This is a genomic window from Arthrobacter sp. MYb227, assembly GCF_002975435.1.
Classification (GTDB): domain Bacteria; phylum Actinomycetota; class Actinomycetes; order Actinomycetales; family Micrococcaceae; genus Paeniglutamicibacter.
In genome coordinates, this window is record NZ_PCPT01000012.1 from 70,865 (window position 1) to 86,525 (window position 15,661).

A 15,661-nucleotide genomic window follows, 5' to 3' on the forward strand; every position below is an offset into this window, starting at 1 on the left:
AAATGAGCATTTACCTTAACAAGGACTCAAAGGTCATCGTTCAGGGCATCACCGGCGGCGAAGGCACCAAGCACACCGCCCTGATGCTCAAGGCTGGCACCAACATTGTTGGCGGCGTTAACGCCCGCAAGGCCGGCACCACCGTGACCCACGGTGAGACGGAAATCAAGGTTTACGGCACCGTGGCGGAAGCCATGGCCGAGACCGGTGCAGACGTTTCAATCGTCTTCGTACCACCGAAGTTCACCAAGGATGCAGTTGTTGAAGCCATCGAAGCCGAAATCGGCCTCGTTGTAGTCATCACCGAAGGCATGCCGGTACAGGATTCGGCCGAGTTCTGGGCACTTGCCCAGTCCAAGGTTGATGCAAACGGCAAGCAGATCACCCGCGTGATCGGCCCGAACTGCCCAGGCATCATCACCCCGGGTGAAGCATTGGTTGGTATTACCCCAGCCAACATCACCCAGAAGGGCCCGATTGGCTTGGTCTCCAAGTCCGGCACCCTGACCTACCAGATGATGTACGAACTGCGCGATCTGGGCTTCTCCACCGCCATCGGCATCGGCGGCGACCCGGTCATCGGTACCACCCACATCGACGCCCTCGAGGCATTCGAAGCGGATCCGGAAACCAAGGCCATCGTCATGATCGGTGAAATCGGCGGCGACGCCGAAGAGCGTGCAGCCGAGTACATCAAGGCACACGTCACCAAGCCGGTTGTTGGCTACGTGGCTGGCTTCACCGCTCCCGAGGGCAAGACCATGGGCCACGCTGGCGCCATCGTCTCCGGTTCCTCGGGTACCGCACAGGCCAAGCAGGAAGCACTCGAAGCCGCAGGCGTCAAGGTCGGCAAGACCCCGTCCGAAACCGCAGCACTGCTTCGCGAAGTTTTCGCAGCTCTCTAAATCTTTAGAGCGCACCGCCGATGGCGGCCGTTATTTGTTACTTAGGTAGCAAGGGACGGCCGCCATCGGTCGTTAAAACGGTGGTGTGGGCTAACCACGCAGCCGGAAGAACGAGCTACCTGCTTGCTCGTGCGCTCCGGGGATCATGAGCACCAAAAGCTCGGGATTGAACTCGGCTTCGCTGGCTCCCGAAGATCTCAAGGCAGCCTCAAGCTTGTCCGGGGCAATGGCTTCTAGCAACCATTCTTCGGGTCCGGCTCCGATATGCAGCAAGCCGGAGGTCGGATCCAGATTGATCCATGCGGTGATCCAGTCACCGGTAAAGCGTGGAAGCGGATTGGCGGAAATTGTATTGATGGTGGGGCTGTACATAATGTGCACACGTCCTTTGAAGCGTTGTCCTTGCCCACCGAACAGAATCGTCCAATAGGCCGCTTCGTCATCCGAACCACCCACCGTGCAACTATGGGGTTGGTACCTGACTGGTCGGAGCCTTGCCTTGCGGCAGTCAGAATTCGTGAAGCTATCTGCAAGCCTAGATGAACTGTGTTCGTTGAGGCAAGGCACCGCCGGGGTGTTCGACACACGATGTCATGAACCCGGCGGTGCTTCCGGCCATTGTCGGCACCTGCTATTTATCGCACTGAACCTCCCGATCCTTACCATCGAACAGCTTTCCGTCCGCCATATGGTCGCCATCGTGCAAGGACTCCAACAAGAGGGAAGAGACCCTGCGGGAGCTGGCCTCGGCCATCACTGAAACTGGCTTGTTCTTGCCGAGTTTCAGGTGATTGAACAATAGGTTTAGCAAGATGGCCATGATTGCCGACGAGCTGATCCCGGAGTGAAAGATCGTGATGAACCAGCTGGGGAACTGATCGTAGATATTGGGTGCGACGATCGGAAACATGCCGAAACCGATGGCGGTGGCGACGATGACAAGGTTCATATTGCCTTCGTATTTAACCGTAGAAAGAGTGCGGATCCCCGACGCAGCTACAGTTCCAAAAAGCACAATTCCGGCACCGCCCAACACCGGAGTGGGGATGGCAGCGACGAAGCGACCCAGAATTGGCAAGAGTCCTAGGACGATCAGGATCCCGCCACCTGCGGTGACAACGAATCGACTCTTGACGCCGGTGATGGCTACGAGTCCAACGTTTTGTGCGAAGGCACTTTGCGTGAATGAATTGAATATTGGTGAGATAGCGCTGGAAATCATGTCCGCCCGCAGGCCGTCACCAATGCGTTTGGCATCGGTTTTAGTCTCCACGATTTCACCGACCGCAATGATATCGGCGGACGTTTCGGTCAAGGTGACCAGGATGACGATCACCATCGAGGCGATAGCTGCGAACTGGAATTCGGGCATACCAAACGCGAATGGCGTAGGGACGGCGAAGATCTGACCGGAGAATACGGAACTGAAATCGGCCATGCCGGTCAGTGCGGCGACAACGGTTCCGGCGACCATGGCCAGCAAGATCGATAGCCGGGAGATTGCGGCCACCGGGATTTTTGAGAAGACCAGAACGAAGAGCAGCGTGAGCGCGGCCAAACCGAGGTTGGCGACCGAGCCATGGTCGGCAGCCTTAGCATTTCCACCCATCGTCCACCCGGCTGCCACCGGCATCAGCGTTAAACCGATGGTTGTAATGACGGTACCGGCAACCACGGGAGGGAAGAACCTGATGATACGCGAGAAGATCGGGGTGATCAGCAGGCCTATCACCGAAGCCGCAATCACGGCGCCGAAGATTGTTCGAATATTTCCGCCGCCCTCCAAGATCGAGATCATGGTTGCTACCCCGGCGAAGGAGACGCCTTGGACTAATGGAAGCTGGGAGCCGAAGAAGGGAATTCCAACGGTTTGCAAGATGGTGGCAAGCCCGCCAATGAACAAGCACGAAGCAATCAAGACGCCGATTTCCGCTTCGGAGAGGCCCGCCGCGGTGCCGATGATCAGCGGCGGAGCGATAATGCCGCCGTACATTGTCAGTACATGTTGCAGCCCGTACCCGAGGTTCTGCAGCAGGGGGAGTCGTTCATCCTCGGGTCGTGTGGATCGTGTTTTTTCTCGAGTCGAAGCTGAATTACGCATGGTTGACATGGTGAAACCTCCAAAGTCTGACTAGCTGAACGAGGGGATGGGCGCCGAAACATCGACCAGGGTACGAGCATGAGCTCGGTGACGATGGATGAGTTCCGGTAGATCGAGCCCCGGGATAGCTCCATCAATCACGCGCCAATGGCCAGCGACCATAACCCGGTCGGCCTTGTCGGCCCCGCACAGCAATAGCGAGGCCAACGGATCGTGGCTGCCGGAGAAACGCAGTTCATCTGTCTTGAAAAAGGCTAGGTCCGCCTGCATGCCCACCGCGATCACACCGATATCTTCACGGCCCAGCACACGGGCCGAACCTCGAGTGGCCCAGCCCAGCGCACGTTCCACTGGTACATCGGCACCGTAGCGCAGCCGTTGCAGGTAGAGGGCCTGCCGAGCCTCGAGAATCATATTTGATCCATCATTTGATGCGGACCCGTCGACGCCCAGCCCCACCGGAACCCCGGCTGCCTCAAGTTCCAAGACGCGGGCGATCCCCGAGGAAAGTCGCATGTTTGAGGTGGCACAGTGTGCGACGGCCGTGCCGGCCGCGCCGAGTTGTTTGATCTCCGCATCGTTGAAATGGATGCCATGGCCAAGCCACGTCTGCGGGCCGAGCCATCCGACGCTTTCTAGATAGTCGAGCGGGCGGAGTCCGAAGGTGGAAAGGCAGAAGGCTTCCTCGTCGAGGGTCTCGGCTAGGTGGGTGTGCAGCCTGACATCGTGTGCCGCGGCAAGTGCGGCACTTTCGCTCATGGCCTGGCTGGTGACGGAGAAAGGTGAGCAGGGCGCCAGAGCTATTTGAATCTGGGCCCCGGCTCCACGCTCGTGGTAACGCTCGATGAGTCGTTGGCTATCGGCCAATACGGTGTCTAGGTCCTGGACCGTGGATTGTGGGGGCAGCCCGCCGTCCTTTTCTCCAAGGGTCATGGAGCCACGGGTCAGCATGGCGCGCATCCCGAAGTCACGCACCGCAGCGACTTCGATGTCGATCGAATCATCCATGCCCTCGGGGAACAGGTAATGGTGGTCGGCTGCGGTGGTGCAGCCGGAGAGCAGCAGCTCGGCCAAGGCCACACGCACCGCAGAGTCCAAGGCCTCGGGTGTGAGCCGTGCCCAAACCTTGTAGAGGTTTTGCAGCCAGGGGAAGAGAGGAGCATTGGCCGCCGGGCCCCAGGCACGGGTGAGAGTTTGGTAGAAGTGATGGTGGGTGTTGATGAGCCCCGGGGTTACCACGTGGTTTGAGGCGTCGAAGGACTCGGTATAGGCGGTGGTTGGCTCGGTTCCCGTTGGGACGAGCTCGATGATTTCACCGCCGCTGATGACCATGCCGTTGCCGGCGTCCGAATCGCTGAGGATTCCTTGGGGGTTTTTGATCCAAAGTGCAGTCGTGGGTTTCATGACTGACATTCCTTCCGTTGAGGAGAGATAAATGCCAGCTCAGTTATGCCTGTCTGCTGATCCAGGACGCCTAGGGCGTGATTAGGAGACTAGCAATGTGACGGAAGTCTCGCAAGTGGGGTTTTGAAAAATGATTATTGCATCGTGAAATCTTCTGTTGGGTTTTCTCGTCTTTACCGATGGACAGCGTCGTCGATCAGGAAGAAACAGAAGCCCAATCTAGTGCGCTGAACCGCACCTGTGAATTGTGCTGAAGACGGCGTTTACTTGGCTTGTTGTGAAGCTGGCTAGCAACGTAGGCACTGGGTGTTCAGTCATCACTTGAGCGTAGTCTGGAGGAGAATATTTAAGCCGATATTGCGGAGGAATTATGCGCGCCACATTCATTTACGGAACTAAGGACATCCGCGTGCAGGACGCCCCGGACCCGTCGCTTTTAGCTGACACGGATGTCATTGTGAAGGTTAGTGCTGCCTGTGTGTGCGGCTCGGATTTGTGGCCCTATCGTGGCGTCAACCAAGTCAACGAGCCCCGACGTATGGGACACGAGTTCATCGGTGTTGTTACTCAGATTGGTTCGGCAGTCGCCAGTTTGAAGAGCGGCGATTTTGTTGTGGCTCCCTGGGCCAACAGCTGTGGGCAGTGCCCACCCTGCCGTCACGGGGTACAGGTAGCGTGTGAACATCGTGCCCCGTGGGGAGGCAAAGATGAGAACGGTTTGCCTGTTGACGGTGCTCAGGGCGAGTTCGTGCGCGTTCCCAACGCAGATGGGACACTCGTGGTGGTACCCGGTATCAGTGACCCCGATGAAGAACTATCCAAGTCCCTGCTTGCGCTCTCTGACGTCTGTGGAACCGGGTATCATGCTGCGGTTAGTGCCCGGGTAGAGCCGGGACGCAGCGTGGTGGTCGTTGGTGATGGAGCCGTTGGACTTAGCGGGGTGCTGGCAGCCAAACGCTTGGGTGCCACACGCATCATTGCTATGTCTCGGCATGCGGATCGCGCTGAGTTGGCCAAAGAATTTGGCGCCACAGACATTGTCGCCGAACGCGGAGCCGAAGCCGCCCAGAAAGTGCGTGAACTACTTGGAGGAGTGCTTGCCGATTCGGTACTTGAATGCGTGGGTACCGCAGAATCAATGGAACAAGCCTTAGCGTGTGTTCGTCCCGGTGGCTCCTTGGGATTTGTGGGTGTCCCACACGGGAAGGAGGGCTTGTCGCTGGGGCTTTTGTTCTCCAAGAACATTTCGGTAGCGGGCGGAGCAGCGAGCACGCGTGCCTACCTGCCAGAACTGCTTGAGGACGTCTTGGACGGCACCATCAACCCCGGCTTGGTGTTTGATGCAGTGATGCCGTTGGAGCAGGCCGCAGAGGCCTACAAGGCGATGGATGAACGCAAAGCCATTAAAGTCATGTTAGTTCCCTAGCCAGATAGCACAAAGGGGTGTAGTTGTTTGAGATATTTCCTCTCAAACAACTACACCCCTTTGTAACGCGGACTAGATCCTAGGATCTAGCGCAGTAGCTCGCGAATGTCGTCTGCGCTGAGCACCTTACCGAACCCGGCACCTTCATCCATGACCGAAGAAATCAACTGACGCTTCGAATCTTGCAGGGCAACAACCTTCTCTTCGATGGTGTTCTTAGCGACCATCCGATAGACCATCACGTTACGGGTCTGACCAATACGGTGGGCACGGTCAACCGCCTGCGATTCGGCGGCAGGGTTCCACCAAGGGTCAAGCAGGAAGCAATAATCCGCCTCGGTGAGGTTCAATCCAAACCCGCCAGCCTTCAGCGAAATTAAGAACACCGGTGCCTGACCCGACTTGAACGAGTCAATGACCTCGGCACGCTTACGTGTGGACCCATCAAGATAGGCGTACGGAACTCCAGCCGCATCTAAACGCTCGGCCGCCTTCTTCAGGAAGGAAGTGAACTGCGAGAAGATCAGCGCGCGGTGACCCTCGGCAATGACATCCTCAAGCTGTTCAAAGAGCACATCGAGCTTGGCGCTCGGGACGTTCGCGTACTCCTCATCGACCAGCGAGGCATCAAGCGAAAGCATACGCAACAGGGTTAGTGATTGGAAGATCGTGAAGCGGTTTTTGTCCATGTCATCGACGAGGCGCAACACCTTCTGACGTTCACGGTTCAGATGCGTCTCATAAATCCTGCGGTGCTCAGGTGACAGTTCAATCTGCAGCACCTGTTCCTGCTTCGGCGGCAGATCGGTAACCACCGCATCCTTGGTACGGCGCAACATGAAGGGACGGATACGTCGACGCAAACGGGAGAGCGGCTCATCGAGGCCCTGACGTTCAATGGGACGTTGATAATTCTCGGCAAAACGCACGGCGGAAGGGAACAACCCTGGGGAAACGATGGCGAAGATCGACCATAGTTCCATCAAATTGTTTTCCATAGGGGTACCGGTGATCGCAAGCTTGAAGCGTGCGGGCATATCCCTTGCCACATGGTGCGCCTTGGTCGCCTTGTTTTTTACAAACTGGGCCTCATCAAGAATCAGCCCGGCCCAAGAAATCTCCGCGTACGAGTCAGCATCAAGACGCAGAAGCGTATATGAGGTGACAACGATGTCGTAATCCTTGGCCAGCTGAGCCAGGGAAGCCATAGCACGAGTCTCGGTATCGGTGATTGCCGCCACCTTGAGGCTCGGCGCGAATCGTTTGGCCTCATCCTTCCAGTTAGAAACCACGGATGTTGGAGCCACCACCAAGAAGGGAGCCCGCACCTTGGCATCTGCTGGAAGCGTTGGATGTGCTTCGGGATGCGCCCACACCTGGTGCGCATGCAAAATCATCGCCAGGGTCTGTAGGGTCTTACCCAGACCCATATCATCTGCGAGCACGCCGCCTAGGCCATTGCTCCACAGGGTGCTGAGCCAGCCGAAGCCCTCAATCTGGTAGGGGCGTAGCGTTGCCTCGAGTGCGGATGGCAAAATTGCCGGATCTGCATCCTGCAACTTAACTAGTGAACCCAACGAGCTGGCCCATGCGTCGGGCCCTTCAATATGGGTTGCCAACGCATCGAGTTCTTCCCACATGGAAAGCTGATATTGGGTGATTGAAAGATCAGCTTCCTGATCCTTCATATCCCGGAGGGTACCGGCCTCGGCAACCAACGCACGCAACTTCTCAAAGAGCGGGTTATCCAAGGAGAAATAGGTCTTATCTGGCATCAACAACTTGGTTTGCCCGCGGGCCAAGGCCCGCAAAACATCGGCGAAAGGAATCTGTCGTTCCCCAATGGAGATCAGCAAACCCAAATCGAACCAGTCGCGTCGATCCGATTCCACGGTAGTGATAATCAGTTCGGGAGCCTCGGTGAGTTCATGGAAGATCGGGCGGACCCCCTTTTCTTCAAGGACCAGCCCTTCAATCTCCTCAAGCTGCGGCAGCACTCGGCGCACAAAATCAATAACATCAAGGCCCTGCAGGTGCTTGGGACTCAGTACGGAGGACTCCAGCGCCTCAAAATCATTGAGGATCTCCAGAACCGTGGATTCCAAGGCGTTTTCTACCACCGAGTCGCGGTCTTCGGCCTCAACAACTAAGCCGTTGTAATCAAAGACCCAATCTAACTCGACGTTATCTCTGGATCCATAACGGATTCTTGAGATGAGCGTGGGAGGCAGCACAGCAGGAAGCTCAACACTAGTGTCGGGGCTTGTCACCCGCATCTTTCGGGCAAGTCGTGGATAAACCCGCGCGAAAAATTCCTCGGATTCTTTCTTTGGAACCATGACCGGCTCGGGTTCATGCAACATCCGAAGTTCGGTAGACGAAAGCCCACCGGGAACCCGGCCCAAGAATATTTGGGTGTGTTCCTCATTAGCCGCATACACGCCATGATCCCCGATGGAACCCGCCGCAGATTCGGCATCCAATAGGATTCGAACATCCCCAATGAGCAGACTTGGGGTCAGCTCGATGGCATCATTCGCGTTGAGTGCGGCCATTGAAACTTCGGCCGGATCCAACAACGTGACACGGGTGGTGCTACGCATACCAATCAGGGCAATACCAAGTTTCTTGGCTTCGAGTAGCAACGGCCACAACAAAGCAGAAGAGAAGCTATCAAGATACAACCAGTCGTTGTCCTCGCCAAAGTACAGTTCTCCATTCGCCCTGTACAGGGGAACGAATTGGCAGAACCAACGGTGCTGCTCGGCATCAAGATTCAAACCAAAGGTCTTGAAGCTAATGGTGTTCCAGCGCAAATTTCCGCGTACCCAACGCTCGGCACCGGTACGTACCATGGGCCGCACACCCAGGCGCCAGCGTCGATCGGCTGCCTTTTGCTGTCCCACACCGGAACCTGGTGCCCACTGCTGATGAGCGCTGAGTGTGGTGTCCTGCAAATCAAATTGCAGACCCATATGAGCCAATGGATTTTTGGCACTGACGGTGCCCAAGGTCCTGCGCGACTTGGTTGCGGCCGGAGCCAACAGAGTCTGTAAAGACTGCTGCCATGCCGGAACTACTGCAGCGGTGTTATGAAAAACAACATCCTTGGCACGCAAATGCAGGGTATTTGAATAAATCAACAGCGCAGCAACGTGCTTACACTTCGGCGCATCCCCACAAGGGCAGCTTCCCTCATCAATGACCAAGGCATCTTTTTTGTGTGCCAGAGTGACATGAACCGAATACGTGGGTGCCTCAGCATCGCTAGATTTGCCAGAGAGCAACATTGAGTCGGGGTCCCACGTGACTTCGCTCAATGAATCATCTGTGGCAATATCCTTGCCACGGGTAAAAGCAGAACCACCAACAACACGCAGGATTTCTCGCGCATCGATCATGGGGAAAGCAGAATCGGTCATCCTCCTATCGTTTCATGGGCAGGGGCTCCACGGCGAACCGGGGCGCAGCTCACCGCATAAAATTCGGGTTGCTAGTCCTAATCGCACTCACCAATGGCCTAGGTTAGTTTCATGACCACCACCCCATCGCTGAGCCCACTACCCAGAGTTCTTGAAATATCTTCTCTGGAACAGTTTGATAGGTGCGTCGCAATGGTGCTTGCCGTGGAGCAGGGACGGCTTGCCGCATCAATGCATGGCTGGCACGTACAGTCGGTTGACCTGCGCGGTAGAAGCGCGGTGCTGGAAAAGTTGCGCCCGGCGGGCTCGGTATTTCTTGGTTGTGATATTGAAGGTAAAACCGAGCGGAGGATGCGCGGCGGCGGGGCACTGGTCTTCCCCGAAATTCCTGGTCTGCCCTTTGACCCGTATCGCGGAGAGCTTTATGCGTGGGATGAACTTTATGCCGGAATCATGCAGAACTCCTATGAATCGGTTCCCGATGCCAGAATTTACGCCTGGACTTCGCATAGGTATGGTGCAGGTGCTCATGATGCCCTGAACGCCGCCCTCGCTAGTACGCTGCATGATCATGCAATTGGGGTTCGTTTGGATTCACAGATTAGTACCGGGGATCTGTCCCACGCACCAATTGTTGGGGTGATGGGCGGGCACGCCCAACAACGGGGCAGCGAAGGGTTTAGAACCGCTGCACGGCTTGGCCATGAGCTTGCCGGTTCCGGCTTTACCGTAGCCACCGGTGGTGGACCTGGCGCCATGGAGGCTGCAAACCTCGGTGCTTATCTTTCCTCGTTGCCCTTGGCAACATTAGATCAGGCCCTAGAAATTCTTGCCGAGGCACCAACCGTTGATATTTCTATCACCGGATGGGCCCGAGCCGCGGCCAAAGTCAGGGCCAATTGGCCGCAAGGAAGCCCCAATCTAGGCATCCCAACCTGGTTCTATGGGCATGAGCCACCAAATATGTTTGCCACCCACATTGCCAAATACTTTGCCAATGCAACACGTGAAGCTGTGTTGTTGGAAAAGTCCTCGGGAGGAATCGTTTTCTTGCCCGGTGCTGCGGGCACGGTACAAGAAATCTTCCAGGATGCTTGCGAAAATTACTATGGTTCTCAGGGGAGCATTAGCCCCATGGTTCTTGTGGGAGTCGAACACTGGACCGAGACGCTTCCCGCCTACCCATTACTTCAGAAACTTGCCCGTGGCAGGAGTATGGAAAAGTACGTATATCTCGTTGATGATCCTGCCGAGGCGGTGAGCATTCTGGTTGACCTCAACGACGGACGAGTATCCGGTGTGCGGGGCCTAGCATGAGTGACTATGCGATTGGTATCGACATCGGTGGAAGCAAGATAGCTGCTGGGCTCGTCGATTCCAAGGGGCAGGTGTTGGTGCGTGGACAGCTGCCCACTCCCGGGTTTGACCCGGCCGCGGTTCTTGAAACCGTGTCCACACTCATTGCCCAGTTGGGAGCCGTGGGAAAAAACACGGTGGTTGGTGTCGGTGCCGCGGGATGGATGGATCTTTCCGGCAGCACCGTCGCGTTCTCGCCACATTTGTCCTGGCGCGAAGAGCCGTTGCGCGCCAATCTTGAACTTACGCTGGGACGCAGGGTACTGCTGAGTAATGATGCTGATGCTGCAGGGTGGGCAGAATATTGCTTTGGTGCCGCGCGCGGTGAAGAAAATATGGTGTGCGTGAATCTGGGTACCGGGATTGGTGGTTCCTTGGTACTCGAGGGCAAGTTGCAGCGCGGGCGTTTTGGGATGGCCGGAGAATTTGGTCACCAGGTTATGGTGCCCGGCGGACACCGTTGTGCCTGCGGCAACCGGGGCTGTTGGGAGCAGTACGCCTCGGGCAGGGCATTGGAACGTGAGGGTAGGGCTTTACTTGCGGTGCATGGAGCTGTGGGTCATCAATTGCGTGAGGCCTGCGGTAATGACCCACATGCGCTGAGTGGTGAAATGGTGTGTGCGTTGGCTACCGCGGGGGACGCTGCATGCAGCGAGCTGGTCATTGAGGCCGGCCAATGGTTGGGCTTGGGGTTAGCGAATCTTGCGGCGGTCTTAGACCCTGGAATCATGGTGATTGGTGGGGGACTGGGAGCGTCCTCACCGCTACTACTGCAGACAGCCGAACAAACGTTTAGAGCATCGCTCAGCGGCCGGGGGTACCGTCCGTTTGCTCGGGTGTTGGGTACCGAGCTGGGTCCGGATGCAGGGCTGATTGGGGCTGCCGAACTTGCTCGCCGGACTTTTATGGACCATTAGTTCCTTTTAACTAGCGGGTCCGATACATAGAAATGTATCGGACCCGCTAGCTAGCAGTTTTGCTAGGCTACGCTTCCTCCGAAAAGCAGCCCCAACGCGTAGGTGATTCCCGCCGCGCCCAAACCAATGGCCAGCTGACGCAGACCGCGTTTTGTCGGCGAGGCACCGGAAAGTAGACCCACCACGCCACCGGTGAGCAGCAGGGCAATACCTACAAGTGCCGCGGCCAGCATGATGGCCGGGGTGCCGCTCATGCCAAAGATGAACGGCAAGATGGGGATCACTGCGCCCGAAGCAAAGAAGCAGAATGAGGAAGAAGCCGCGCCCATGGCCGAGCCAATCTCCTCATGTTCGCGTTCCTGTTCGGATTCCTCGCGTTCTGGCCACAACGACAACGAAGGGTTGCAGTCGCAGGAATAGATTCCCATGCGCTCGGCGGCGCGGTGTGCCGCATCCTCATCGTTCATGCCGCGGGCCTTATAGACCAGCACCAGTTCGTTGGCATCCAGATCCAAGTCCGGTGCGGCTGCCAGGGTGACCTGGGTGGGCTTGGAAGCAGAAAGCAGCTCTAGCTGGGAGCGGACCGAAACAAATTCACCGGCAGCCATCGATAATGCGCCTGCTAGCAGACCCGCGATGCCGGAGAAGAGCACCATGGAGCTTGCCACGCCGGTGGCGCCAATGCCCATCACCAAAGCGAGGTTTGAGACGAGCCCATCGTTGGCACCAAAGACAGCCGCACGGAAGTTGCCGGAGAGTCGGTTGCGTCCGCGGGTTGCCAGACCGCGCACCACTTCTTCATGGACCAATTCATCGGCTGCCATTTGGCGGGTTGCATCGGTATCTGCAGCATAGGGGGAGTCTCCCTCGGCACGCTGAGCCAGCGCCAACACGAACACCGAACCAAAGTGGCGGGCCAGGAAGCGGAGCATGACGCGGCGCAGTGAGGGTCGTGCAGCCTTGGCAGCGTGTTCGCCTAAGAGCATGCGCCAGTGTTCTTCGTGACGGGTTTCTGCATCAGCAAGACCCAAAAGAATCAGGCGTTCTTCGCCGGTACGCTTATTTGCTAGCTCGCGGTAGACGGCACCTTCAGCGATTTCATCGGCCAAATATTTACGCCAGCGTTTGATTTGGGCGGGAGTGGGGTGTGGCGCTTGGAGCGTCATATCTCGTCCTCTGTTGATGTTCGTGGCCGTGAGGCCACGCGATGGGGAGGATCAAGCAATAATTTTGGGTGCGTTGAACCTCGGGCCACCGTGGGTGGGCCGAAGGTCTCGTTCGCCTTACAACGCTATGTCTGCAAGGTGGATTGCCGGGCCACAACGTTGTGGCCAGTATGTCGACGCACCGCTCCCACCAAATATTTGGTGAGGGTTGGAACTACTCCCCTTCAGCGCACCACTTTAGCGTCTTGACGTGCTTCGGAGAATTCGATGAGGCTAAAAGAATGTGTACATCCGGTGGAATTTCCGTGTTCTGGGGTGCGCACCAGCAGCGACTTATTTGTTTCGTTCCAGCATGGGCGTCCCACCGAGTTTTCGAGGGCCCGCTTGACCGCTCGAGGATCGGCGACGTGGAAACTGCGCCACGTTTTATTTAGACATAATTCAATGACTGCACGGTTGAAGTCAAGGAGGGGAAGGACCGGGTAGGAAGAATCCATGGCGTGGGCACGTGGCCTTTCACTAGCTCTTGTCCACGCCAATTGACGTAAGACCGCTTCTTCATCCGAACCACCCATGAACCTGGGGTTGGTGCGCGGCCAGTCGGAGCTTGGCGCCGCATCTCGTGAAGCTGTGTTCTACGTTACCGCGAATCTGCGGCTTTTTGGATTTTTTGCAGCAACGTTACCCAGCCTTGTGAATCATGGGGTGGAAGATTAGGTGAAATTTTACGATCTCCAATGCTCCCATCGACGAGCTCGCGGATAATATCCATCTGCCCGGCATGGCGTGCGGTCTCAACATTCATGTGAATCAGCAATCTGCCCAGCGTGGTGTTGCGTTTTTCCTCCGCCCACCAAGAAACTGTTGCCGGGGCGTCTAAGTCCAGCGCCAGAATGTTTTCATTGGCGCGGCTGATGGCTCTGCGGTAGAACTGGAGGATTTCGTCGGTGGGAATATGCGTTGGTACCCACATATCCGCATCCATGTCATCGCTGCCATCGATCTGGGTCAGCAGCGGCTCGTTGGCCTGCTGTCCGAAGCATTCAACGAAGTAACCGAATTCAACACAGGCCAGATGCTGAATGATGCCCAAGATATTACTTCCGCTGGGTACCAAGGGACGGGACAGGTGGTAATCGCTGAGTGCTTCTGCCTTCCACAGCACCGCCTCACGTGATGCGGTGAGATAACTGTGCAGCTGGTTCTTCAATTCGTCCATGGGCTTCAGCTTAGGAGCGTTTGAGCAAGCTGCGCTAGGAAATTCGTGATTAAAGCAGGGGCGGGGGTCTTTCACACACCACGTGGTGTGTGAAAGACCCCCGCCCCTGCCCCCCACAAGCTACCTATTAGTTATTCTTGGCTTTGTGGGACCGTGTTGTTGAAGAGACTGCTTCAACGTCTTCAAAGGTTGCGCCCTCAACATCGATGCGTCCTGCAACGCGGTCGTTCCAATGCGCAATAACGTTTCGGTCTGTTGGTCGGGTGAGCAGTGAAACCACCACGTAAACAAGCAGTGAAGCAACAAGGCCAAAGTAGATTGGCTCATTTGCATACACACCGTCAAAACGGTTTTCGGCCCGAATTTCTAGGGTGATCATGGTGCCCAAGGTGACTAGTGTTCCGGCGGCCATGGAGGCGGCTGCACCCACACCATTACCGCGCTTCCAGAGCAGCCCACCCAGGATTGCTACAAGCAGGCCGCCAACTAAGATGTCGTAGGCAATGGTCAGTGCCGCAACGACATCGGAAACCATGATGGCTAGCGAGATGGTGACAAGTCCCAAGAGTAGAACCCAGATCCGGTTTGCCCGCACATCGTGTTCCGGATTTTCGTTGCTGTTGACCTTGATGTCCTTGCCAAACCAGCTAGCAACAAACGGGGTGACGTCAGTGCGTGCAACGGTTGCCGCAGCAATCAGGGCGCCGGACGCGGTGGACATCATTGCGGCAACGGCGGCGGCGAGGACCAACCCACCCACGGCGACTGGCAGGAGCTGTGTGGCTACCTCGGCGTAAACGACGTCCTTATTGGAATCCGCCCCGATAATATCCGGCAAAGCTACCTTGGCAGCCATGCCAATGATGGCGCCAGCGACGCCGTAAAGCACGCTGTAAATGCCTGCTGCGGTACCGCCCCAGCGGGCAACGGTCGGGGTCTTGGCGGTGAAGACACGCTGCCAGATATCCTGACCAATCAACAGGCCCAATGTGTAAACCACAAAGTAGGTGATGATGGTCTGGGTGCCAATGCCGTTCCAGGTGAAGAACTGTTCACCGAGGCGATCACGGATTCCATCCATGCCGCCCGCGGCGTTCAGCGCGAATGGCAGCATCAAGGCAAAAATACCGATGGTTTTGATGACAAACTGAACTTGGTCTGCAAGGGTGATTGACCACATGCCGCCGATGGTTGAGTAGATGACAACAATGACACCGCCCACAGCGATTGCCACCCAGCGTTCCCAACCAAAGAGCACAACAAAAATCGTTGCGTAGGCGCTGGTTGAGGTTGCGCACAACATCAGGGTGTAGGCAAGCATGACAATGCCCGAGGTGTTGGTTGCAGACTTGCTTCCGTACCGCAAGGTCAACATCTGAGAGACAGTGAAGACCTTGAGCTTCTGTAGTGTTGGCGCAAAAACGAGGGAAAGGAGGATGACCCCAATACCGATGGCAACCACCAGCCACATGCCGGAAATTCCCCACTTGTAGCCAAGCCCCACACCCCCCACTGTTGCCGCACCGCCAAGCACGACGGCTGCCATGGTTCCTGTGTAGAGGAAGGGGCCAAGGCGTCGTCCCGCAACGAGGTAGTCGCTGCTGTTCTTGGTGCGGGATTTCCCCCACCAGCCGAAGATGAGCATTGCTGCCAAATAAAGGGCAACGATGCTGCCGTTGATGTATTCCATGAGGGGTCGACCTTTGGGGAGGAACGGACGCAGGAAGAAAGTAATAGATGCCTGC

12 protein-coding genes and 2 riboswitches are annotated in these 15,661 nt (G+C 56.7%); of the genes, 4 read left to right on the forward strand and 8 right to left on the reverse strand.

Annotation, left to right across the window (positions count from 1 at the left end; all coding sequences use genetic code 11):
• Nucleotides 1-2 precede the first annotated feature (2 nt).
• On the forward strand, nucleotides 3-905 hold the full coding sequence (sucD, locus tag CQ018_RS17110) for a succinate--CoA ligase subunit alpha (RefSeq protein WP_105551225.1): 903 nt from the start codon (nucleotides 3-5) through the stop codon (nucleotides 903-905).
• 90 nt (nucleotides 906-995) lie between these two features.
• Here sucD and CQ018_RS19935 read toward each other — a convergent pair whose 3' ends face one another.
• From CQ018_RS19935 to CQ018_RS17120, 3 genes are all read right to left on the reverse strand, one after another.
• Complete coding sequence (locus tag CQ018_RS19935; protein WP_146111944.1) at nucleotides 996-1,277, reverse strand: hypothetical protein; 282 nt, start codon at nucleotides 1,275-1,277, stop codon at nucleotides 996-998.
• Nucleotides 1,278-1,298: 21 nt separating this feature from the next.
• A riboswitch (SAM riboswitch) is annotated at nucleotides 1,299-1,428 on the reverse strand.
• A gap of 108 nt (nucleotides 1,429-1,536) precedes the next feature.
• A complete protein-coding gene (locus CQ018_RS17115) occupies nucleotides 1,537-3,015 on the reverse strand; it encodes a nucleobase:cation symporter-2 family protein (protein WP_105551226.1) in 1,479 nt (492 codons plus the stop codon).
• 21 nt (nucleotides 3,016-3,036) lie between these two features.
• Entirely contained in the window at nucleotides 3,037-4,419 is a 1,383-nt protein-coding gene (locus tag CQ018_RS17120; protein ID WP_181149966.1) for an 8-oxoguanine deaminase, read from the reverse strand.
• Between the two features lie 361 nt (nucleotides 4,420-4,780).
• Here CQ018_RS17120 and CQ018_RS17125 point away from each other — a divergent pair, with 361 nt between their 5' ends.
• Nucleotides 4,781-5,836 carry a zinc-dependent alcohol dehydrogenase family protein gene (locus tag CQ018_RS17125; protein WP_105551228.1) on the forward strand — a complete coding sequence of 352 codons (1,056 nt, stop codon included), beginning with the start codon at nucleotides 4,781-4,783 and terminating at the stop codon, nucleotides 5,834-5,836.
• A gap of 86 nt (nucleotides 5,837-5,922) precedes the next feature.
• Here CQ018_RS17125 and CQ018_RS17130 read toward each other — a convergent pair whose 3' ends face one another.
• Nucleotides 5,923-9,258, reverse strand: a complete 3,336-nt coding sequence (locus tag CQ018_RS17130) for a DEAD/DEAH box helicase (RefSeq protein WP_105551229.1) — start codon at nucleotides 9,256-9,258, stop codon at nucleotides 5,923-5,925.
• A gap of 111 nt (nucleotides 9,259-9,369) precedes the next feature.
• Here CQ018_RS17130 and CQ018_RS17135 point away from each other — a divergent pair, with 111 nt between their 5' ends.
• Nucleotides 9,370-10,575 (forward strand): LOG family protein, encoded by a 1,206-nt coding sequence (locus CQ018_RS17135; RefSeq protein WP_105551230.1) that lies wholly within the window; start codon nucleotides 9,370-9,372, stop codon nucleotides 10,573-10,575.
• Nucleotides 10,572-11,531, forward strand: coding sequence for an ROK family protein (locus CQ018_RS17140; RefSeq protein WP_105551231.1), 960 nt, complete (start codon nucleotides 10,572-10,574; stop codon nucleotides 11,529-11,531). The genes CQ018_RS17135 and CQ018_RS17140 overlap by 4 nt, the downstream gene beginning before the upstream one ends.
• Before the next feature lie 62 nt (nucleotides 11,532-11,593).
• On the opposite strand, the gene CQ018_RS17145 is transcribed toward CQ018_RS17140, so the two are convergent.
• The 4 genes from CQ018_RS17145 to CQ018_RS17160 form a co-directional block, all read right to left on the reverse strand.
• Nucleotides 11,594-12,697: a VIT1/CCC1 family protein gene (locus CQ018_RS17145; protein ID WP_105551232.1), complete on the reverse strand. Its 1,104-nt coding sequence runs from the start codon at nucleotides 12,695-12,697 to the stop codon at nucleotides 11,594-11,596.
• 224 nt (nucleotides 12,698-12,921) lie between these two features.
• On the reverse strand, nucleotides 12,922-13,194 hold the full coding sequence (locus CQ018_RS17150) for a hypothetical protein (RefSeq protein ID WP_105551233.1): 273 nt from the start codon (nucleotides 13,192-13,194) through the stop codon (nucleotides 12,922-12,924).
• Nucleotides 13,195-13,214: 20 nt separating this feature from the next.
• Nucleotides 13,215-13,325: riboswitch (SAM riboswitch) on the reverse strand.
• 12 nt (nucleotides 13,326-13,337) lie between these two features.
• The gene (locus tag CQ018_RS17155; protein WP_105551234.1) at nucleotides 13,338-13,916 is read right to left on the reverse strand and encodes a DinB family protein; all 579 of its coding nucleotides are present in this window, start codon (nucleotides 13,914-13,916) and stop codon (nucleotides 13,338-13,340) included.
• A 127-nt stretch (nucleotides 13,917-14,043) separates the two neighbouring features.
• Nucleotides 14,044-15,606 carry a sodium:solute symporter gene (locus CQ018_RS17160; RefSeq protein WP_105551235.1) on the reverse strand — a complete coding sequence of 521 codons (1,563 nt, stop codon included), beginning with the start codon at nucleotides 15,604-15,606 and terminating at the stop codon, nucleotides 14,044-14,046.
• Nucleotides 15,607-15,661 lie beyond the last annotated feature (55 nt).